This window comes from Massilia consociata (genome assembly GCF_042432755.1).
Lineage (GTDB): Bacteria > Pseudomonadota > Gammaproteobacteria > Burkholderiales > Burkholderiaceae_D > Telluria > Telluria consociata.
In genome coordinates this window covers 26,593-46,503 of sequence record NZ_JBHLWP010000014.1, presented here as the reverse complement: position 1 = coordinate 46,503, position 19,911 = coordinate 26,593, and the positions used below count along the sequence as shown (strand labels likewise).

Sequence of the window (19,911 nt, the reverse complement as noted above, 5' to 3'; positions counted from 1 at the left end):
CTGGCGCCAAATTACGACAACCACGAAAAGGGCCCGGCATACCCGCCATGCCGTTCAGTTAGCGCAAAAACGGTGGGTGACCGCTATGCGTCCAACGCTCTGGTGCGCGGTGGCGGATCACACTGGAGTTGGACGCGCGGCCGGGAAACCCGGCCACCCTACGCTTGACTGAGCAGCATGACAGGTGTGCCGGGCCTTTCGTGCACACCGGGTGCTGGATCAGGAACACCTACCGTAGGCGTAATACCCTGCCGACGTCCTTCTCACATCCGTGTACGCCGTCGTCAGGTAATACCCCAGGTACTGGTTCGAATTGACCGCATACACCTGCCCGTCAGCCCCACGGTAGGCACGCCCATTCACCACGTGCGCGTAGTTGCTGCTGTACCACGAGGTACAGGTGAACGGCGCTGCCGCATTGCCGCTGACGATCTTGTCGATCATGGTCTTGATCGCCACCATCTGCCCGCCGCTCTTGGCCGGGAAGTTCACGTCGTCGTGGCCCCACCAGTCCCAGCATCCGCCCGGGTTGTTCGCCTTTGCCATCGCCTGCGGATACAGAACGACGATCCTGTTCGTATCGGCCCAGCGGTTGTAGCCCGCGTTCTGGTAGAAGGCCGTGCCCACGCTGGCCACGTTCTGCATGCAGCCGTGGAAGGCCACGTGCAGCCTGCAGGCCTGTCCCGCGGCGCAGGCGGCCGGCACATAGGCGTAGCCGCTGCTCGCCATGCCGTGCGTGTTCGGGTTGCGGTTGCCCCAGAAGGCGGCCTGGTCGAAGTTGATGAAGCTGCCGCTTAGAAGGCCGGCATTCTTCGCGTTCAGCGGCCCGTAGATCCACTTGAGGATTTCGCCCGCGGTATCGAAGTTGCAGTTGTTGACAAACGGCGAGCCGTTGATGGCACAGCCGTTGCCGAAGAAATCCGTCGGGATCGCGTGTTCTGCCGTCAGGTTGTTCTTGTAGAAAATGTTTGCCGACGGCACGTAGCTGCCGTACATGGTGCGCAGGTCGTTCATCACCGGCTGGCGCACCGTCGAATCGATCGTGCCCGACAGCAAGTAGACTTTGGAGGCGGCCATGTTGCTGGTCGGGTCGATGTAACCGTTGCCGGACCAGGTGTTCACCACCGAGATCAGGTAAGGCAGGTTGCGCGAGGCGGTATTCGCCATGCAGGGGCCGGTGGCGATGGCGGCATTGCCCTGCGAGCAGTAGACCGGCCCGCCGGCGATGATGCCGGCGCCCTTCTTCACCGTTTTCGAGTACGCGAAGTGCATCTGGGCAGCCATGTGGGCGCCGGACGAGAAGCCGGAGACCGACACCTCATCCACGCTCACGTTGTACTTCGGGAGCGCGACCACCGCGCCATGGGCGCCTGCGCTAGGCAGGCTGAGAAACAGGCCAAGGACGAGGGCGGTCAGCCCCGTGGATAGTCCGGGTTGAAGCTTCATGTTTTCCGTCTCCGATGTTGTCGTTGTTGTGCGGAGTCGTCGGCGGGCGACGCTCCAGCCATCGTGCTTGTGGCTGGAACCAGAATAGTTGAGCTAAGGACATAGTCAAGCGGACAGCCGGCGCATCGGTGCACAGGCGGTGTGCGTCGTTTCACGGGCGCATGCGCGCAGGCATCCCGCCGTGCGACACGAATCCGATGACTAACGCATCATAGCCGCACCAGTCCTTACTCAGCCGGAGCAAGAATGCACAAGCACTTTCGCAATGCCGCCATCACCGTCGGCGCCGTCGGCGGCACCCTGCTGCCCACGATCGGCGTCGCGGCGCCTGAACAGCAGGCCGCGGCCTTCATGGACATCTACACCTCGCACTGCATCAAGTACCTGCACGATTTCGACGGCCTGCGCAGCCAGCTGAAGAAGACAGCCACGCAGCTGCCGGCGGAAAAGGCCGCCATGTTCCTGCAGGGTTCACCAGGCGCGGCCTGGATGGTGCCGAGCAAGCAGGGCCAGTTCATCCTGGTGGTCCACAACGACAAGAACCTGTGCGCGCTGTACGCCAAGACGGTCCCGGCGCTGGCGGCGCAGGACATGTTCGAGAAGGTCGTGAGCGCCGCACCCGCCCCTTTCCGCAGCGAGAAGAAGCGCAGCACCTCCACCCAGGGCACGGACGGCACCCGCCGCACCGTGGCCTACGAGTGGAGCACCGACAGCTCGCAGCGCAAGCCGCTGTTCGCGCTGACCACCACCACCAGCACCAAGAGCGTGGCGCAGGGCGTGGCCACCGCCGCCATCGGGCACTGAGGCAGCGGCGGCAGGCCTTACTGCTGCGGCAGGACGATCTTGATGACGGCGTGACCCGAGGTCGCGTACAGGTTGCCCTTGCCGTCCGTGACGATGCCACCCAGGCTGGCCAGGCTGCCCGGCAAGGCGCCGGTGCCCAGGGTGGTCGACCCACGCGTGCCGGCGACGGTGGTGACGACGCCGGCCGGCGTGATCTTGCGGATCAGGTAGTTGGTGTCGTCCGCCGCATACACGTTGCCTTGCGGGTCGACAGTCAGCGCCACCACCTGCCCGAAGCTGGCGCCGCTGCCGGTGCCGTCAGCCGATCCAGTGACGTTCGCCGTGCCCGCAAGGTGCGACAGGGTGGTCGAGCCGTTCGTCCGGGCAATCGTGTTCTGTATGGTGGCAACATAGACGTTGTCGCTGCCGTCGACGGCGATGCCGCGTGCCGGCGCACCCAGGGTGCCGAATGCATTGCTCGGCGCATTGATACCTTCCAGTATCGTCGTGGCCGTCCCGCTGATGCGGCGTGTGCCGTATCGGTTGGTCGCATACAGGTTGCCGCGCTTGTCGACCGCGACGCCTTGCGGGACCAGCGCGCCGGTGTTGCGCCCGTCGCCAGTCCCGGTCGGCAGCGTTGCCACGATGTTGACCTGCCCGCCCGTGCCTACGCTGCGGATATGCAGGTAATCCGTGACGAAGAGGGTGCCGCTGCTGTCGATCGTGATCGCATTCGGATCGAGGAAACGTGCAGCACCGCCGACGCCGTCGATGATTTCCCGTGCATCCACCGAGCCGGCAAGCGTGGTTACCACGCCGGCCGGCGTGATCTTGCGGATGGTGTTGTTGTCCCGGTCAGCAACGTACAGGTTGCCGGCAGTGTCGATGGTGATGCCGCTCGGCCTGTCGAAGCGTGCCGATGTGCCGGTGGCGTCGCGGCTGCCCGATTCGGTGGCGCTGCCGGCGACGATGCTGATCGCGGCCTGCACCGGGGGCGGTTTGTCGTCCTTCTTGTCATCCTTCGGCGGGTGGTCGCCGCAGGCGGACAGCAAGAGCATGAGTGCGGATGCCCCGACCAGCTTGAGGCGCTTGCGCGCCGGGTTCGCTACCACCTGCTTTTTCATGTGCTCATCTCCGGGAGTTGAAGAGCAAAATGCTAACACGTCGTGCGTTCGCGGCAGGGTGAAATGCGCAGCTTATGCATGCAAAATTGGATTCCGGCCTGCGCCGGAATGTCGGCTCCAAGGAAAGTGTTTTTCATTATTGCCGCGTGCATTGCACACTATCGTCACATCCGGTCCAGCATTTGTACTGACGCCCGCTCGCTCATCACCAGCACCAGTTTTAGTCTCGCCCGCGTCATGCCGACGAACAGCTTACGTAGCGTCAGCTCGTCCATGTCCTCGAAGTCGATCTCCGTAAAAATCAGCGCCGGCGCCGATTGCCCCTTGAAACGGTACACCGATTCGGCCAGCAGGCCGCCTTCGCGGAACACCGGGTTGCCGAACAGGTCGTAGGCACCGGTGAAGGAGCGCAGCGTGTGGGCGTCGCTCAGTTTATCGAGCTTGAGGATGGCGGATTTTTCGCGCCCGCGGAAGGAGCAGATGGCGATGTCCTGGCGCCCGAAGCCCGCGGCCAGGCAGGTGGTGACGGCGCGCCGGGTCTGCGCCAGCATCGCCTCGACGTCGCCTTCCGGGTAGGTGAGTTCCTCGATGTCGGCGCCCTTGAACGGGCTGCCCGCCTCCACCGGCTGGCTCACCGCGCCGATCGACGTGAGCATCTGCACGATCTGGCGCGGGCTGCGGTAGTTGGTGTTCGAGTGCAGCACCACCCAGCCCGGCAGCGACACACTCGGCTTGCCGTACAGGTTCTGGTCGGGGTCTTCCAGCCAGATGCCGCGGCCGTTTTCCTTGAGCATGCGCAGCACGATGTCGCGCCAGGTGACGGAAAAATCCTGTCCTTCGTCGACGATGAGGACGTCGTACTGCCAGGTCTCGGGCAGGTCGGCGGCCACCAGGGCGTTTTCGATCTTTTCCCAGACGTCGGGCTTGCCGTAGTCCGGGGTCTTGCCCTGGGCGCGCAGCCAGGCGTCGCACAGTTCGTGGAAGTTGGCCACGCGCCCGCCGGCCGGGACCAGGCGTTCGATGTGGTCGGCCAGCGGCCGGTTGAAGCAGACGTACAGGGGGCGCAGGCCGGCATCTAACGCGGCCGTGTACTCGGCCAGCGCCAGTTGCGTCTTGCCGCTGCCGGCCGTGCCCATCACGCGCAGGCGGTAGGGGTGGAATTCCAGGCGGCGCGCCCAGGTGGCCAGGCCGCCGGACAGGCGCGTGACCATCTGCGTGGCGCAGCCGATCATGGAGCTCGGGTCGGGCCGCAGGCTCAGGGTGTCGCCAAGGTAGCGCGTGACCTTGTCGAACTCTTCGGTGCGCGCTGTGATGGGTAAAATTTCGCGGATCATCGCGCCCAGGCGGCCCTTGTTGGTGGCGTCGATGATGTGGCTGGGGTCGATGCCGGCCTGCTGCGGATCCTTCACGATGTAGTCGGGGCAGTACAGCAGGTAATCGATCGACAATTCTCCCTGGTAGCGCTTGGAGAAGCCTTCGATGGTGTGCAAGATCTGGTGGCGGATCCTGCGCGGCTTGCCCTGGTAGTTTTTTACCAGGCCGTCCTTGGTCTCGTTCAGGAAGCCGGCGATCTGCTCGATCAGCAGCAGCCTGCCGTTCGGCGCCAGGATGATGAAGTCGATGTCGCCGTAGGCCGAGAAGCCGTGCTCGACGTTCGTCCAGTGCACGCCGTGGTAGATCTCGTAGGGTGCATCCGACAGCCGCTTCTCGAGAAGCGTCAGGGTTTCGATTTCACGCGCGGCGGAACCGGTGACGGACATCTCACGCCAGCCGGCAGGATGGATATGGGCCATGGATCGTCGGGCTCACCTGTTTTTAAGATGAAAACATTGTAAAGCCGATCACGGTTGTTACCAGCACCGTTGAAATGGAGGATGCCAATGGCGCTACGAATAGCCACGTAATTCAGCGGCAAACAAGCGCATCTGGGCGCAGCCATCGGCCGCCGCCCTCGCGCACCATGCGCTCAGCGCCTCCATCAGTTGCTCTTCGGTGACAAGCGAGCGCTGCCACAGCTGCGCCAGCTGCTCGCGCAGGGCTTGCAGCTGGCGCAGGGGTTCGCTGGCTGCCAGCAGGCCGCCCAGCATGCCCTGCTCGTAGCCGTCCAGGTAGCCGGGGTCGCGGCGCAGCAGGCGCAGGGCCGTCTTGCGGTCGAGCCCGCCGGTGAAGGCGATGCCACGCAGTTCCTGCCGCCAGACGGGCTTGAGCCGTGCGGACAGGGCCGCCATCACGCGCGCGCGGTTGCCCAGCACGGCGCGCAGCGTGGCGGCGTCCACCTCGGCATGCCGGTAGCGGATGCCGGGCGCGGCGGGCAGCGGCCGCGCCCGCGCCAGGCGCAGCGCCTGCAGCATGCGGATATACATCCACCCCACGTCGAATTCGTACCATTTCACCGACAGCTTGGCCGAGGTGGCGAAGGTGTGGTGGTTGTTGTGCAGCTCTTCGCCGCCGATCAAGATCCCGAGGGGCACGATGTTGGTCGCGGCTTCCTGGCAGTCGAAATTGCGGTAGCCGATGGCGTGCCCCATGCCGTTGATCACGCCAGCGGCGAGCACGGGAATCCACAGCATCTGCACGCCCCAGACCGACAGGCCGACGATGCCGAACAAGGCGACGTCGACGACCAGCAGCAGGCCCACGCCCTGCCACGTGAAGCGGCTGTACAGGCGGCGTTCGATCCAGTCGTCCGGGCAGCCGGCCGCGTAGCGGTCGATGGCGGCGGTGTCGTGGCTGGCAGTGCGGTAGAGCTCGGCGCCACGGAAGAGTACGGTGCGCAGGCCCACCTGGCGCGGGCTGTGCGGGTCGCCCTCGCGTTCGCAGTGGGCGTGGTGGCGCCGGTGGATAGCCACCCATTCGCGCGTGACCATGCCGGTGGTGAGCCACAGCCAGAAGCGGAAGAAATGGGCAACGAGGGGATGCAGCGACAGCGCGCGGTGCGCCTGGTGGCGGTGCAGGTAGACGGTGACGGCGACAATCGTCACATGCGTGGCGAGCAGCGTATAGGCCACGATGCCAAGTGCCGATGCCTGCAGCAGGCCATCGTCCAGGAAACGTAACAGCGCATCCATCGCAGGCTCCCGTTTTCACGTGCCCCGGCCAGGCTTGGCCAGGGCAGGATGATGGTACGGTAAGCGGCATCCGGGCGACGCCGGATTGCGGGATGAACAGAGATTGGTGCTATCGCGGCACCTGCCGGGGCAGGTGCCGGATCAGTAGCGGATCAGCGGCGGCGCGGGGCCGGACGCGGGCCCGACGGGCCGCGGGTTTCGATGTGACGGAAGATGATGCGGCCCTTGTTCAGGTCGTAGGGCGAGAGCTCGAGCGTCACGCGGTCGCCCGCCAGGATGCGGATGTGGTTCTTCTTCATGCGTCCCGACGTGTAGGCGATCAGCTTGTGGCCATTGTCGAGGTCAACGCGGAAACGCATTTCAGGCAGGATTTCGGACACAAGTCCGTTCATTTCGATCAGTTCTTCTTTTGCCATGCTGGTTCTCCTAATGCGTGCTGTCGGCCCGGGCGGCGCACGGGCTCGTTGGAAATATCGGTCGCACCGCCAGGTCGTTCCAAGGCGGCGGGTTGTGCTGTTGGTGCTGGCCTGGCCAAGGCCAGGGTCGGACGGTGAGGAAAGCGCGCAACCTGACAGGTGCGGAGGCTTGGGCGGCGACGTCGCGCATGGTGCGTCGCGTTGCCGGAAGAGTGTCGGAAGCGCTGCTTCAACGACAGGCCTCCAGTATACCAGTAATGACGATGCAGCGCAGAAAGGGGGCTTGAGCGGCCTCATCCGCTTTGCACCCGGCCCTCCCGCAGTGCACAAATTTTTTCTTGACATGACGTTCGATCATCTCGTAGAGTGGACCGCATGTCCTTCCACCTGCATCTGTCGACTTCCCTAACTGCCGCTGGCGCGCTATCGCCGGCAGCCCTGCTACTACGCGCGTAATCCACGCCGTACGTCCCGGCACCAGCCGGCCACACAAGCAGTCCAGGAAAGTTGTACCGATGTCCACGTTCCCAGCCCCAGCACTGTCGTTTTCCGCCACCAGCCTTGTCCTGGCGGCCGGTTCGCGCGCCCGTTTTCGCCTGCTGCTAAAGCTACCGATCGGTTGCCGGGCCTAGCGTTCGTGGCCCGTCCGGCAGCCCCTCGCCACACCCAGGCCCTTCCCCTTCCTTGTCCCGAAGGGTCCACCGTGTACCGCAACCAGGAGCAAACGATCATGCTGAAGAACCCCGCCGCCAAATACCGTCCCTTCCCCGCCGTCCCGCTCGCCGACCGCCAGTGGCCCGGCCGCGCCATCACCAGGCCGCCCGTCTGGATGAGCACCGACCTGCGCGACGGTAACCAGGCCCTGATCGAGCCGATGAGCCCCGAGAAGAAGCTGCGCTTCTTCGAGATGCTCGTCAAAATCGGCATCAAGGAGATCGAGGTCGGCTTCCCCTCGGCCTCGCAGACCGATTTCGACTTCGTGCGCATGCTGGTCGAGGAGAACCGCATCCCCGACGACGTGACCATCATCGTGCTCACGCAGGCACGCGAAGAGCTGATCCGCCGCACGGTGGAGTCGGCGATGGGTGCCAAGCGCGCCATCGTCCACGTCTACAACTCGGTGGCGCCGGTGTTCCGGCGCGTGGTGTTCGGCATGCAGCAGGAAGAGATCGTGCAGATCGCGGTGAAGGGCACGCAGCTGATCAAGGAACTGGTGGCGCAGCATCCGCAGACCCAGTGGGGCCTCGAGTATTCGCCGGAATCCTTCTCCACCACCGAACTCGATTTCTCGAAGCAGATCGTGGACGCCGTGAGCAGCGTGTGGCAGCCGACGCCTGCCAACCCGATGATCGTCAACCTGCCCTCCACGGTGGAGGCCAGCACCCCGAACGTCTATGCCGACCAGATCGAGTGGATGTGCCGCCACCTCGAGCGCCGCGATGCGCTCGTCATCAGCGTGCACCCGCACAACGACCGCGGCACCGCCGTGGCGGCGGCCGAGCTGGCCGTGATGGCCGGCGCCGACCGCGTCGAGGGCTGCCTGTTCGGCAACGGCGAACGCACCGGCAACGTCGACCTGGTGACGCTGGCCATGAACCTCTACACCCAGGGCATCGACCCGGGCCTGGATTTTTCCGACATCGACGCGGTGCGCCAGCTGGTGGAGGAATGCAACCAGCTGCCGGTGCACCCGCGCCACCCGTATGCGGGCGACCTGGTGTTCACCGCCTTCTCCGGCTCGCACCAGGATGCCATCAAGAAGGGCTTCGCCGTGCAGAAGCCGGATGCGATCTGGGAAGTGCCCTACCTGCCGATCGACCCCGCCGACCTGGGCCGCAGCTACGACGCGGTCATCCGCGTCAACAGCCAGTCCGGCAAGGGCGGCATGGCCTACCTGCTGGCGCAGGAATACGGCCTCGAGCTGCCGCGCCGCCTGCAGATCGAGTTCTCGCGCGCCGTGCAGCGCGTGGCCGACGAGACCGGCCGCGAGATCGCCGCCGCCGATATCCACGCCCTGTTCTCGCGCGAATACCTGGAGCAGGCATCGCCCTGGAATTACGTCTCGCACCGCATGGTGGAAGACAGCGCGCACGGCGTGCAGATCGAGCTGAACGTGGCGCGCCACCAGGCGCCTCAGCTGCTCCAGGGCAGCGGCAACGGCCCGATCGATGCGTTCGTGAACGCGCTTGGCCTGGACATCCGCCTGATGGACTACCACGAGCACGCCATCGGCATGGGCGCCGACGCACGCGCGGCCTGCTACGTCGAGCTGCGCGTGGGGAACGGCGCCACGTTGTTCGGCGTGGGCATCGACAGCAATATCGTGACGGCCTCGTTCCGGGCGGTAGTGTCGGCGGTGAACCGCCACCTGGCTGCCACCGGCGCGAAAGAACAGGCCATCGCCGCATGACGCGGCGCGGAATATCGGACCTACATTTTTGAGGTAGGGCAACAAAGCGATCAAAGCAACGTTGCCGGAACGAAAGTCGCGTTGTCCGGCCGGGTCATCTGATGCAGACTTTCGTGCATCGATGCTCATGACGCAGGCCCGGCCGTGTCTTTTCCCTCCCCGTTCGCGCGCTCGTCCGCGCTGCTGTCCGCGGTCCTTGCCACGTTCCTGCCCGGCGGGGCGCTGCTGCGCCGGCTGGCGATGCTTGCCCTGGCGCTGGCGGGACTGCAGGCCGGCGTCAGCGCCTGCGCGGCAGAGCTCAAGTTCGATGGCCGGCCCATCGACACCTGCCACCTGGCCGACAAGGTCTATACCTGCCCCCAGCCGGCCCACCCGAGCCCGGACGACACGGTCGTCATCGCCGACGGTTACACGCTCGAGGTCAAAGGCAGCGTTGCCGTCGGCCCCAACCAGGGCCTGAAGATGAGCGGCACGGCCAGGCTGGTCGTCTCGGGCGACCTGAACCTCGCGTCCGTCAAACCGGGCAAGCTCCAGGTCTCCGGCGGCAGCATCGAAGCCGGCGGGGCCATCAGCATCGGGGCCAACGCCAGCATCCGCGCCAATGTCACCGGCGGCAACGTCTACATCGGCTCCTCCGCACGCATCACCGGGCACGTGAATGCGAGCAGCGCGATCAGCCTCGCCTCGCACAGCAGCGTGGATGGGGACGTCGACTCGCACAGCCTGTACCTTCAGGCGTCGGACGCCCACGTGACCGGCTCGGCCTATGTCGCGACGGCTCGCCTCGACTCGGGAGGCCGCGTCAGCGGCACGATTTATTGCAAGAACGGTACCGCACAGAACAAGTGCGATTGCGTCACCAATTACAGCGGCCATGCCGTCAACATGCCCGGCGGCCCGACCTGTGCCAGCCCGGCCACAAGCCTGCACCATCTGGTAATCACCCATGACGGCAGCGGCGACACCTGCGTGCCCGAGTCCCTGACCGTCAAGGCTTGCGCCGACGCCGCCTGCAGCGCGCTCCACACGGGCGGCGTACGCGGCAGGATCAACCCTTTCGGCACCGCGCTCTGGATTCCCCGGGGCCAATCCTCGACCCAGGTCAGCGCCACATACCTGCGTGCAGAGAAAATCATGCTGGGTATTGCCAGCCCGTCGCCGATGCCGGCATCGGGCGCCAGCTGCATCGACAGCAGCACGGGTGCGCGCAGCTGCAACATGAGCTTCACCGGCGGCGTCAAGCTCCTGATCGATGTCGGCGACCATGTCGCCGGCGTCCTCCAGGACAAGGCCATCCAAGCGGTCAGGGCCAACCCGCAGGCCACCGCCTGCGTGCCGGCGTTCGCGAACGCGATCCACGACGTGCGGTACGCCTGCACCTACAACAAACCGGCGGCCGGCGGCGAGCAGCTCCGGCTCAATGGCGCGGATCTGGTCTGCAATGTGCCCGGCCAGGCCCGCAGCACGACCTTCGACAAGGACGGCAGGAGCCCGATCAGGCTGGCCTATGGCGACGCAGGAGAAATGATGCTGTCCGCGTCGATCGACACCGGCAGGGGCGTCGAGGCGCAGGGCAGCGTGCGCTTCACCACGGTTCCCGCCCGCTTCGCACTGGCGCAGCCCGCAGGCCCCTTGCGGGCCGGCGCCGACTTCACCCTGGAAGTAAAAGCGCTGAATGCCGCCGGTACGGTGACCAAGAACTTCGATACTGCCAGGCTGGACGCTGCCGGCGCCAGCGGGCATGCGGTCGCCGTTAACATCGACTGCCTGGCCCAGGGCGGCGCCGCAGGAACCCTCGACGTCAAGGGCGTGCGTTTCGCGAACGGCGTGGCAATGGTCCCGCTGAACTGGTCGGAGGTCGGCAGGATCGACCTGAAGGCTTCGCTGGCCGGCTTCATGGGCATTCCCTCCCTCGGCGCCGCCGGCACGACGGATGGCGCCGCCGCCGGCTGCTCCGGCGCCATCGGCCCCTTCATCCCCCAGTATTTCAAGGTGGAGCTGGCCGAGACGGGCGTGCAGGCGGGACGCGCCTTCTATTACTCGAAAGAGCCGTTCACGCTGAAGGTCAGCGCCATGAACAGCCAGGGCACCGTCACCGAAAACTACAGCGCGGACCTGGGCCTGAGCGAAGGCGTCGCGCTGGCGGCGGTCGACGCGGGCGGCGCCGCCTTCGCCAGCCCGCCCGGCAGCCTGTCGGTGACCGGCATCGCGGCATCCAGTTTCGCGGGCGGCGTCGCGACCGCCAGGCCGGCGTATGCCTTCGGTTCCACACCCGCCAGGCCCACCCGCATCCGGCTGCGCGCCACCAATGCCAAGGCCACGGGCACCGTGAGCTCGCACCATGGCGGCGCCCCCGAGGCGGCGGAGACGGGCGCCATGCCGGAAATCCGCAGCGGGCGCCTGCGCATCGCCAACGCCTTCGGCAGCCGGGGCAGCCGGCTGTCGCTGCCGGTCATGGCCGAATACTGGACCGGCAGCAGCTGGCTGCTCAATACCGACGACAGCTACACCACCATCCCGGCCAGCGCATTCGCGATCACCTCGACCCGGCAGCCGGGGTCCACGCCGGCGACAGTGCCCTTCCAGGTGCGCAGGGTGGGCAGCGCCGGCCTGGCGCTGGTGAACGGCGTCGGGCCGCTCGTGGTGGACGAGGCCAGCGGTGGTTCGGGATGGGCCGACATCGCGGTCAACCTGGGCCCGGCCGGGGCCATGAAGGACAATGCCTGCCTGCTCGACCGCCCGGACAGCACCCCGGCCGCGCGCGAGTGGCTGCGCGCCGCCCACGCCTGCAGGCCCGGCGACCTGGTCGACCCGTCCGGCCGCGCGACCTTCGGCGTGTTCGCTCCCGAGACCCGGCGCATCATCCATGTGCGCGAGGTCTTCCGGTGAAGCGGCACGGCGGCTTCACGATCGTGGAACTGGTCACGGCGATCGTCCTGCTGGGCGTGGTTGCCGCCATCGGCCTCCCCAGGCTGATGGGCAGCGGCGGCACCGGGGCCCTGGTCTTCGGGGACCAGGTCAGCAGCGCATTGCGCCATGCACACAAGACCGCCGTCGCGCGGCGCCGGCTCGTGTGCGCGACCCTGGCGGGCAATGCGGTAACGCTGCGCATCCGCCAGCAGGCGGGAATGCCGGCCGCGGGCGCGGCGCCCTGTACCCTGGCCGCAGACCCTGCGGGAACAGGATACGACATCACCGGCAGCGGCAGCGGCATCGTGAGCGGCCGCGGCGGCTTCGCGGACGCGGCCAGCATCGCGCTGTACTTCCATCCGGACGGTACCGTCTCGAAGGATGTGGCGGGCATGGCGCCGGTCGCGCGCAGCGACGAGATCCGCATCATGGAGGCAGGCGCGGTGCGGCGCACGATCCGCATCGAAGGGAGCACGGGCCATGTCCGCTAGGCGCATGGCCGGGGTCACCCTGGTGGAACTGGTGATTGCCATCGTGATCCTCTCGGTCGCGCTGGCGGGACTGGTGGCGGCCTTCGCCCGCGCCACCCGCGCCAGCACCGATCCGGTCGTCACCCGGCAGATGGTGGCCATCGCCGAGAGCATGATGGAGGAAGTCCTGCTCAAGCCCTATGCCCCCGCCGCGGGCGGCAGCACCCGCACCGACTACAACGACATCTGGGATTTCAACGCTTACCCGGCCGACAGTCCCGTCACGGACATCGGCGGCGGCGGCTTCAACGGCCTGGAACGCTATACCGTCACGGTCACCGTCGAGGCGCTGGCGGCAGGCGGCGTCACCGGCATTGCGGCGGCGGGCGATGCCGCGCGCATCCGGGTCACGGTCCGCCATGGCGCCGGAAGTTTTACGCTGACCGGATGGAGGACGCGGCCATGACACGGCAATCGGGCGTGACGCTGGTCGAAATCGTGGTCGTGATCGTGCTGGTCGGGATCGTCGCCGGCATCGCCTCGATGCAGCTCGGGCCGACGATCCGGGGCTACCTGATGGTCGAGCGCCGGGCCGCCCTCACCGACCAGGCGGAGACCGCGCTGCGCAGGATCGTCACCGACGTGCGCAGCGCCGTGCCGAATTCGCTGCGCCAGGTGTCGCCGCAGTGCGTGGAACTGGTGCCGACCGTCGACGGCGGCCGCTTCCGGAGCGGCCCCGATGTCGAAAACGCCGCAGCACCGGGCGCCTTCCTCGACCAGTTCGCGGCCAGCGCCGACTTCGATGTGCTGACGCCTTTTACCCATCCGGTCGCCGCGAATGACCTCGTCGTCATCGGCAACCAGAATACCGATGACCTGTACCAGGGGCTCACCGTCGCGGCGATCCGCTCCGTCGCCGCCACCGCCGGCGCCACCACCGGCGAGCACCGCATCACGCTGGCCGTACCGTATCTCCTGCCGCAAGGCTACACCGGCGGCCGCTTCGTCGTGGTGCCGGGCAGCCAGCCCTCGGTGTCGTATGTGTGCGCCGGCGCCGGCAGGGACAGCGCCGGCAACGGCACCGGGACGCTGTACCGGATCACGCGCGATGCGCTGGCGCCTGCCGCCAGCTGTCCAGACGTTGCGCTGCCGACGGCGGCCGTGCTGGCGACCCATGTGGAAGGCTGCGATTTCCGCTATTCGCCCAACCTGGGCGCCACCCAGGAGAGCGGCTTCCTGCAGCTGCAACTGACCTTGAGCGCCGGCGGCGAGTCCGTGCCGTTGACCCTGGGCGCACACGTGGACAACGTGCCATGAACAGGAGCCGCCAGCATGGCTTCGCCGCCATCGCGGCCATCGTGCTGCTGGTGGTGGTGGCCGGAATCTCGGCCGCCATGCTGCGCCTGACCTCGGTCCAGCAGGACACGGTCAACCAGGCGGTCCTTGGCGCACGGGCGAGCCAGGCGGCACGGGCCGGCGTCGAATGGATGATCTACCGGATCGCCAACGATGGCGGCGCAACTGCCTGCCCGGCGGGCCAGACCCTCAGCGACTTCCTGGCGGACACCGGGTTCCGGGTGACCGTGACGTGCACGGCGCGGACGCCGTTCAACGAGGGCGAAGCCGCGCCCGGCGTGCCGGTGGTGAAGCACATCTACCAGGTCGATGCCGTCGCCTGCAACGGCGCCGCGTCCTCCTGCCCCGACAACGGCAGCGTCCAGGCGCCCGACTACGCCGAACGGCGGCGCACCGCGACCGTCTGCATGACGAGCGACAGCAGGGACTGCTACTAGGACAGGCAGCGCCAGACTCGCTTGCCACGGAACTATTCTCTCAGGGAGTCAACGGCCAGCCGCGGCGGCACCATCTGAACTGTGCGGCCGGACTGGGCATCCGGCCTATAATCGGGGCGTCCCGACCTGCTCATGCGCGCCATGTCTTACCGCCTCGCCATTTTCGATTTCGACGGCACGCTGGCCGATTCCTTCCCTTTCTTCCTCAGCGTGTTCAACACGATCGCCGACCGGCACGGCTTCCGCCGCCTCGACGAAATCGAAGCCCAGGGCCTGCGCCACCACGACACGCGCGCGATCATGCGCTACGTGGGCATGCCGGCCTGGAAGCTGCCGCTGGCTTCGCGCACCTTCATCGGCATGATGCGCGAGAACGCATCGCGCATTCCGCTGTTCGACGGCGTGGGCGAGGTGCTGCACGCGCTCGACCGCGCGGGCGTGCGGCTGGCGATCGTGTCGTCGAACTCCGAGCAGAACATCCGGCTGGTGCTGGGGCCCACCCTGAGCGGACTGGTGGGGCAGTACGAATGCGGGATGTCGGTGTTCGGCAAGGCCTCGCGCATCCGCAAGGTGGTGCAGCGGGCGGCGGTACCGGCGGCGCACGCGCTGTACGTGGGCGACCAGGCAACGGATGGCGAGGCCGCGCGCAAGGCTGGGGTGGCCTTCGGCGCGGTGAGCTGGGGCTATGCCCCGATCGAGGTGCTGCGGCGGGTGGCGCCGGAACGCGAATTCGGCACGCCAGCCGAACTGCTGCACATCATGCGCTCCTGACGCAAGCGGCCGAGCTCGAAAGCGGCTAACCTTTTACGCACACGACCTGCTTGAGCGTGTGCACGACTTCGACCAGGTCGCGCTGCGCGTGCATGACGGCGTCGATGTCCTTGTAAGCCATCGGGATCTCGTCGATCACGCCTTCGTCCTTGCGGCATTCGACGCCCATGGTGGCGCGCTCGGCGTCCGCCCTGGTAAACCGGCGCTTGGCTTCGGTGCGGCTCATGACGCGGCCGGCGCCGTGGCTGCAGCTATTAAAACTTTCCGGGTTGCCCTTGCCGCGCACAATAAAACTCTTGGCGCCCATCGAGCCCGGGATGATGCCGAGCTCGCCCTCACGCGCCGACACCGCGCCCTTGCGCGTGAGCAGCACATCCTTGCCGAAGTGGCGCTCCTTCTGCACATAGTTGTGGTGGCAATTGACCGCTTCCACATGGGTCTCGAAGGGTTTCGGGATGACGCCGCGCACCGCGTGGATGACGTTCTGCATCATCACTTCGCGGTTGATGCGCGCAAACTTCTGCGCCCAGCCGACCGCTTCGACGTAGTCGTCATAGTGCTGGGTGCCTTCCTTCAGATAGGCCAGGTCCTGGTCGGGCAGGTTGACCATGTGGCGCCGCATGTCCTGCCGCGCCAGCTCGATGAAATGGGTGCCGATCGCATTGCCGACGCCGCGCGAGCCCGAATGCAGCATCAGCCACACGAATCCTTCCTCGTCCAGGCAGACTTCGACGAAATGGTTGCCGCTGCCGAGCGTGCCGAGGTGCTTGTAATGATTACTGCCGCGCAGCTTCGGATACTTGCGGCAGATGGCGTCGAACTCGTCTTTCAGTCTGGCCCAGCCGGCGTCGACCGTGGGGGGCGCGTTGTTCCAGGAGCCGATGTCGCGGCTGGCCTTGTTGTTGCGGATCTTGGGCGACATACCGTGCGGCACCGCCTGCTCGATGGCGCTGCGCAGCTTGCCCAGGTTGTCCGGTAAATCGCCGGCGCGCAGCGTGGTCTTGGCCGCCATCATGCCGCAGCCGATGTCCACGCCGACCGCGGCCGGGATCACCGCGCCCAGGGTCGGGATCACGCTGCCGATGGTCGAGCCTTTACCGACGTGCACATCGGGCATCACGGCGACATGGTGGAACACGAAGGGCAACTGCGCCAGCTTTTCCAGTTGCTCCTTCGCTTCGGCCTCGACCGGGACGCCCTGCGTCCACATCTTGACGGGTTTGCCGCCTGGTGGCGAGAGCAGCTCGATGTCCAGTTCGGTGTCATGTTGTTTCATAGGGCCTATGATCGCGCAAATCGGCAAAGCGGGGAGCACATCATCGGGTTGCGCATGCCTGTGGGCGCTTCTATACTCCGTCAGACGATGCATTCCTGCATCATTCGACGACGGATCTCCCATGCGCAAGCTTCTTCCCCTCTTCGCTCCGCTGCTGCTGGCCGGCTGCGTGAACGATACGGCCACCTACCAGATCGACCGCAACGACCACGCCCTGACAGTGCGTGTCCTGCAGGATTACTTCTGGAGCAAGGAAGCGACGCTGCGCCTGACGGCCGCGCGCCTGCCGGACTGCCAGCGGCAAATGGAGCTGGGAGAAGTGGCGCTGTCGGGGCTGGAAATCGAACTGTTCGCCAGCGGTCCCGACGTCTATACGCTGCGCGCGGGCGAAGATGTGTGGCAGGTCGAAACCCAGGGCTGCACCCAGCTCGAGGCGCCGGAAGCGAATGCCGTGACCGGCCAGATACTGGGCGTGTTCCACCTCGACGAGCACGGCAAGCTGGTGTTCGAGACCGCGGAGGCGGCCGAGGCATAGGGCGAGGCATCGGGCCATGCACCGGCCGCAGGCGCACGGCGGCGCCGGCATGGTGGACGCCACAACGCCAGGAAGCACGGCCGGCGCAGGCACCCGCCCACGCGTCCTGCGTGCGTTGGATCCCCTCGCGCCGGGGCAGGCGGCGGCCGGCGCGCTGCCGGCCGTGCTACCCGGTCATGGACGCAGCCATCCGCGTCCGATCGGCACCGCCAGCACGCGGCGGTATACCCTTTCTGCCAGTGGCAGCAATTGTCCGCAAGCTGCCCGCAACGTCGGCGTGTAAACCAGCATCGCCATCGTTGCCGACACCAGCAAGGCCCCAACCATATCCTTCGGCCAATGCACGCCCAGGTATACCCTCGACCAGGCAATCACCAGCGCCAGCGGCAGCAGCACCAGGCCGATCCGGCGCGCCAGGGTGACCCTGCTGAACGCCAGCACCAGGGCCACCGAGAAAATGCTGGTGGCGTGGTCGCTCGGGAAGGAGCTGTCCGGGGCATGCAGCAGGAAGGTGTGGCCGACCTCGGCGACGAACGGGCGCGGGCTGTACCAGAACTGGCCGATCAGGGCGTTGAGCGTGAGGGCACACGCCGCTGCGATGAACGCACGCAGCGCGATCTCGCGCGCCGGGCCGGGTCCGGCCATCCAGAGCGTCACGAGTGACAGCGGAACCAGGAAGATCAGCCATTCGGCCGCGAACAGGGCGCCCAGCAGTTGCCAGCCGGTCAGGCCGGCATGGGCGTTCAATGCAGAAAACAGGATGAGGTTGAGGTGCTCGAACATGGTGGCCGCTAACGATGAGAAATTGATAATTTTTCATTAGCTTAGCCGAGCTGTAGCAGCGCACATTTCGAGAAGTGCAACAGATTGTGACAATTTAGTGACAATCTTGCTGCTTGCTGTTAGGGCTCAACGACGATCGAGCATATGACGCAGTTGGGTCAGCTCTACTTCGCGGCCGCATTTTTCGAGCACGCTTTCGAGCAGGGTGCGGTCCCCGTCGCGCAGCATGGTCCACTGCGTGAAGTATTCGTGCACGGTGCGCCACGGCGGAAAGCCGGGCGGCATGCTGCGCCAGGTCGCGCCGGTGTGAAGGAAATACAGCACCGCGCAGAACACGTCGTACAGGTCGTGCTTGCGCGGCCGCGTCTTGCGGCGCGCCCCTTCCAGGATCCCGCGCACGGGCTCGAACTGTTCGCGAGAAATATCGCTGGGGTAGGCCGGACGGTCCATGGCGCGCTCTCCAAATATGGCTTGGAGGCGGGCGATCCGGAACAGGTTCCAAGGCAAGCCCGGCCATGGTGGCCGGGTTACCAGGGATGCAGGTCCTTAATCGCGGGCGAGCGCCAGGAATTCCGTGCGCAGCGCCAGGTTCGGCTGCAGTTCGCCCAGCATGGCCGAGGTGATGGTTTCTTCGCCGATGGCGCGGATGCCACGGCTTTCCATGCAAAGGTGACGGCACTTGACCACCACGCCCACCGCCTTCGGCTCCAGCACTTCCATCAGGGCGTTGGCGATCTGGATCGTCATGCGTTCCTGCACCTGCAGGCGCTTGGAAAAGATGTCGACCAGGCGGGTGAGCTTCGACAGGCCGACGATCTTCCCGTTCGGCAGGTAGCCGACCGTGGCCTTGCCGAAGAACGGCGCCAGGTGGTGCTCGCAATGGCTGTAGACCGGGATGTTGCGCACCACGATCAGCTCGTTGTATTCCTCGGCGCCATCCTCGAAGGCCTTGAGCACTTCGATCGGATCCTGGTCGTAGCCCGAGGTCCAGTGTTTCCAGGCCTTCGCCACGCGGTGCGGCGTTTCGTGCAGGCCCGGACGGTCGGGATCCTCGCCCAGGCTGGCCAGCAGGCGACGCCAGTCGTGTTCGGTGAAAGCTTCTTTGTCAGACATGGTGAACCTTAAAAAATCGATTGCCGCAAGTATATAGAAAATGCGCCCGGGGCATTGGCTGCTGCCGATTTATTGAGCAAAGTTAATGTCTCTACGCCACGGTTCGGTAGCGTGGAAGGTGGTTCCCGCCTTGGAGATCACCATGTTCGGCAGCACGGTCCTCGAAGTCGCCATCGGCCTGACATTTTGCTACGGCACGCTGGCGCTGGTTGTCAGTACCTTGCAGGAAGCGCTGGCGGCGGCGTTCAGCCTGCGCGCCAACATGCTGCTCGACGCCGTCAAGCGCATGCTGGATGACCCGCGCTGCGAAGCGCTGGCGCAGAGCCTGTACGACCATCCCCTGGTCAATCCGCACGGCGGCGCGCACGGCAAACTGCGCGGCAGGCGCCCGCTCGCGGTACGGCCATCCTACATCGAACCCGCCCACTTCGCGATCGCGCTGCTGGAGTCGCTGCGCAGCAGCCCGTCCATCCCGCTGCAGGCGGCGATCGAGGCCCTGCCGGACGAACAGGTCAAGCGGGTGCTGCTGGCGCTGTACCGCCAGGCCGGCGGCGACCTGCAGCGCTTCCAGGACGGCATCGCCGGCTGGTTCAACAGCGCGATGGAGCGCCTGTCCGGTGTCTATAAACGGCGCCAGCTGCTCATTTCCTTCCTGCTGGCCCTGCTGTTGACGATCCTGCTCAACATCGACAGCATCCACCTGTTCCAGACCCTGTGGCAGAGCCCGGCGCTGGCGGCCCAGATCAAGGCGGCCCCCGCCGCGCTCGACGGCGAAGCACTGCGCCAGCTGTGGGCGCTGCCGATCGGCTGGAGCACCTTCCCGCCGACGTTCGACAGCGCGTTTGCGCTGCAGGTGGCCGGCTGGCTGATCACCGCCGGCACCACGCTGTTCGGCGCCCCGTTCTGGTTCGACCTGCTGCAGCGCGCCGTCCAGCTGCGCAGCACCGGCGCCAAGCCGCAGGCCGTGCGCAGCGCGCCGGAGGGCGCAGCCGCCCAGCCTTGACCTTGCGGCG

18 protein-coding genes and 1 pseudogene are annotated in these 19,911 nt (G+C 66.4%); 10 read left to right on the top strand and 9 right to left on the bottom strand.

Going from position 1 to position 19,911, the window contains the following annotated elements; translation table 11 throughout:
- Positions 1–219: 219 nt before the first annotated feature.
- The gene (locus ACFFJK_RS16695; RefSeq protein ID WP_379680622.1) at positions 220–1,446 is read right to left on the bottom strand and encodes an extracellular catalytic domain type 2 short-chain-length polyhydroxyalkanoate depolymerase; all 1,227 of its coding nucleotides are present in this window, start codon (positions 1,444–1,446) and stop codon (positions 220–222) included.
- Positions 1,447–1,692: 246 nt separating this feature from the next.
- Here ACFFJK_RS16695 and ACFFJK_RS16690 point away from each other — a divergent pair, with 246 nt between their 5' ends.
- Complete coding sequence (locus tag ACFFJK_RS16690) at positions 1,693–2,250, top strand: NMCC_0638 family (lipo)protein (RefSeq protein ID WP_379680621.1); 558 nt, start codon at positions 1,693–1,695, stop codon at positions 2,248–2,250.
- A 17-nt stretch (positions 2,251–2,267) separates the two neighbouring features.
- Here ACFFJK_RS16690 and ACFFJK_RS16685 read toward each other — a convergent pair whose 3' ends face one another.
- From ACFFJK_RS16685 to infA, 4 genes are all read right to left on the bottom strand, one after another.
- Positions 2,268–3,353 (bottom strand): NHL repeat-containing protein, encoded by a 1,086-nt coding sequence (locus tag ACFFJK_RS16685; protein WP_379680620.1) that lies wholly within the window; start codon positions 3,351–3,353, stop codon positions 2,268–2,270.
- A 164-nt stretch (positions 3,354–3,517) separates the two neighbouring features.
- On the bottom strand, positions 3,518–5,146 hold the full coding sequence (locus ACFFJK_RS16680; protein WP_379680619.1) for an ATP-binding domain-containing protein: 1,629 nt from the start codon (positions 5,144–5,146) through the stop codon (positions 3,518–3,520).
- A 93-nt stretch (positions 5,147–5,239) separates the two neighbouring features.
- Positions 5,240–6,421 (bottom strand): DesA family fatty acid desaturase, encoded by a 1,182-nt coding sequence (locus ACFFJK_RS16675; RefSeq protein WP_379680618.1) that lies wholly within the window; start codon positions 6,419–6,421, stop codon positions 5,240–5,242.
- Positions 6,422–6,573: 152 nt separating this feature from the next.
- Entirely contained in the window at positions 6,574–6,837 is a 264-nt protein-coding gene (gene infA, locus ACFFJK_RS16670) for a translation initiation factor IF-1 (protein WP_379680616.1), read from the bottom strand.
- A 727-nt stretch (positions 6,838–7,564) separates the two neighbouring features.
- On the opposite strand from infA, the gene leuA reads away from it, so the two are divergent.
- The 7 genes from leuA (at position 7,565) to ACFFJK_RS16635 (ending at position 15,191) form a co-directional block, all read left to right on the top strand.
- Complete coding sequence (gene leuA / locus ACFFJK_RS16665; RefSeq protein ID WP_379680659.1) at positions 7,565–9,247, top strand: 2-isopropylmalate synthase; 1,683 nt, start codon at positions 7,565–7,567, stop codon at positions 9,245–9,247.
- Between the two features lie 144 nt (positions 9,248–9,391).
- On the top strand, positions 9,392–12,136 hold the full coding sequence (locus tag ACFFJK_RS16660; protein WP_379680615.1) for a DUF6701 domain-containing protein: 2,745 nt from the start codon (positions 9,392–9,394) through the stop codon (positions 12,134–12,136).
- Positions 12,133–12,648, top strand: a complete 516-nt coding sequence (locus ACFFJK_RS16655) for a pilus assembly FimT family protein (protein ID WP_379680614.1) — start codon at positions 12,133–12,135, stop codon at positions 12,646–12,648. Before ACFFJK_RS16660 ends, ACFFJK_RS16655 begins: the two co-directional genes overlap by 4 nt.
- A complete protein-coding gene (locus ACFFJK_RS16650; RefSeq protein WP_379680613.1) occupies positions 12,638–13,093 on the top strand; it encodes a type IV pilus modification PilV family protein in 456 nt (151 codons plus the stop codon). Before ACFFJK_RS16655 ends, ACFFJK_RS16650 begins: the two co-directional genes overlap by 11 nt.
- Positions 13,090–13,944 (top strand): prepilin-type N-terminal cleavage/methylation domain-containing protein, encoded by an 855-nt coding sequence (locus ACFFJK_RS16645; protein ID WP_379680612.1) that lies wholly within the window; start codon positions 13,090–13,092, stop codon positions 13,942–13,944. Before ACFFJK_RS16650 ends, ACFFJK_RS16645 begins: the two co-directional genes overlap by 4 nt.
- Positions 13,941–14,420, top strand: a complete 480-nt coding sequence (locus ACFFJK_RS16640; RefSeq protein WP_379680611.1) for an MSHA biogenesis protein MshP — start codon at positions 13,941–13,943, stop codon at positions 14,418–14,420. Before ACFFJK_RS16645 ends, ACFFJK_RS16640 begins: the two co-directional genes overlap by 4 nt.
- A 141-nt stretch (positions 14,421–14,561) precedes the next feature.
- Entirely contained in the window at positions 14,562–15,191 is a 630-nt protein-coding gene (locus ACFFJK_RS16635) for an HAD hydrolase-like protein (protein ID WP_379680610.1), read from the top strand.
- Between the two features lie 25 nt (positions 15,192–15,216).
- Here the strand turns inward: ACFFJK_RS16635 and ACFFJK_RS16630 are convergent, their stop codons facing one another.
- On the bottom strand, positions 15,217–16,467 hold the full coding sequence (locus ACFFJK_RS16630) for an RtcB family protein (RefSeq protein WP_379680609.1): 1,251 nt from the start codon (positions 16,465–16,467) through the stop codon (positions 15,217–15,219).
- Between the two features lie 121 nt (positions 16,468–16,588).
- Between ACFFJK_RS16630 and ACFFJK_RS16625 the strand changes: the two genes are divergently transcribed.
- Positions 16,589–17,002 carry a hypothetical protein gene (locus tag ACFFJK_RS16625; protein WP_379680608.1) on the top strand — a complete coding sequence of 138 codons (414 nt, stop codon included), beginning with the start codon at positions 16,589–16,591 and terminating at the stop codon, positions 17,000–17,002.
- A 174-nt stretch (positions 17,003–17,176) separates the two neighbouring features.
- On the opposite strand, the gene ACFFJK_RS16620 is transcribed toward ACFFJK_RS16625, so the two are convergent.
- From ACFFJK_RS16620 to folE, 3 genes and pseudogenes are all read right to left on the bottom strand, one after another.
- On the bottom strand, positions 17,177–17,785 hold the full coding sequence (locus tag ACFFJK_RS16620) for a phosphatase PAP2 family protein (protein ID WP_379680607.1): 609 nt from the start codon (positions 17,783–17,785) through the stop codon (positions 17,177–17,179).
- A gap of 174 nt (positions 17,786–17,959) precedes the next feature.
- A pseudogene (locus tag ACFFJK_RS16615) lies at positions 17,960–18,235 on the bottom strand (transposase); the annotation flags it as partial.
- A gap of 96 nt (positions 18,236–18,331) precedes the next feature.
- Positions 18,332–18,898: a GTP cyclohydrolase I FolE gene (gene folE / locus ACFFJK_RS16610; RefSeq protein ID WP_379680605.1), complete on the bottom strand. Its 567-nt coding sequence runs from the start codon at positions 18,896–18,898 to the stop codon at positions 18,332–18,334.
- Positions 18,899–19,040: 142 nt separating this feature from the next.
- On the opposite strand from folE, the gene ACFFJK_RS16605 reads away from it, so the two are divergent.
- Positions 19,041–19,901: a hypothetical protein gene (locus tag ACFFJK_RS16605; RefSeq protein WP_379680603.1), complete on the top strand. Its 861-nt coding sequence runs from the start codon at positions 19,041–19,043 to the stop codon at positions 19,899–19,901.
- The last annotated feature ends 10 nt before the right edge of the window (positions 19,902–19,911 follow it).

Coding starts and splice junctions, on each gene's coding strand:
- ACFFJK_RS16695 (WP_379680622.1), bottom strand. CDS start 1,446: ATGAAGCTTCAACCCGGACTATCCACGGGGCTGACCGCCCTCGTCCTT.
- ACFFJK_RS16690 (WP_379680621.1), top strand. CDS start 1,693: ATGCACAAGCACTTTCGCAATGCCGCCATCACCGTCGGCGCCGTCGGC.
- ACFFJK_RS16685 (WP_379680620.1), bottom strand. CDS start 3,353: ATGAAAAAGCAGGTGGTAGCGAACCCGGCGCGCAAGCGCCTCAAGCTG.
- ACFFJK_RS16680 (WP_379680619.1), bottom strand. CDS start 5,146: ATGGCCCATATCCATCCTGCCGGCTGGCGTGAGATGTCCGTCACCGGT.
- ACFFJK_RS16675 (WP_379680618.1), bottom strand. CDS start 6,421: ATGGATGCGCTGTTACGTTTCCTGGACGATGGCCTGCTGCAGGCATCG.
- infA (WP_379680616.1), bottom strand. CDS start 6,837: ATGGCAAAAGAAGAACTGATCGAAATGAACGGACTTGTGTCCGAAATC.
- ACFFJK_RS16650 (WP_379680613.1), top strand. CDS start 12,638: ATGTCCGCTAGGCGCATGGCCGGGGTCACCCTGGTGGAACTGGTGATT.
- ACFFJK_RS16645 (WP_379680612.1), top strand. CDS start 13,090: ATGACACGGCAATCGGGCGTGACGCTGGTCGAAATCGTGGTCGTGATC.
- ACFFJK_RS16640 (WP_379680611.1), top strand. CDS start 13,941: ATGAACAGGAGCCGCCAGCATGGCTTCGCCGCCATCGCGGCCATCGTG.
- ACFFJK_RS16635 (WP_379680610.1), top strand. CDS start 14,562: ATGTCTTACCGCCTCGCCATTTTCGATTTCGACGGCACGCTGGCCGAT.
- ACFFJK_RS16630 (WP_379680609.1), bottom strand. CDS start 16,467: ATGAAACAACATGACACCGAACTGGACATCGAGCTGCTCTCGCCACCA.
- ACFFJK_RS16625 (WP_379680608.1), top strand. CDS start 16,589: ATGCGCAAGCTTCTTCCCCTCTTCGCTCCGCTGCTGCTGGCCGGCTGC.
- ACFFJK_RS16620 (WP_379680607.1), bottom strand. CDS start 17,785: ATGTTCGAGCACCTCAACCTCATCCTGTTTTCTGCATTGAACGCCCAT.
- folE (WP_379680605.1), bottom strand. CDS start 18,898: ATGTCTGACAAAGAAGCTTTCACCGAACACGACTGGCGTCGCCTGCTG.
- ACFFJK_RS16605 (WP_379680603.1), top strand. CDS start 19,041: ATGTTCGGCAGCACGGTCCTCGAAGTCGCCATCGGCCTGACATTTTGC.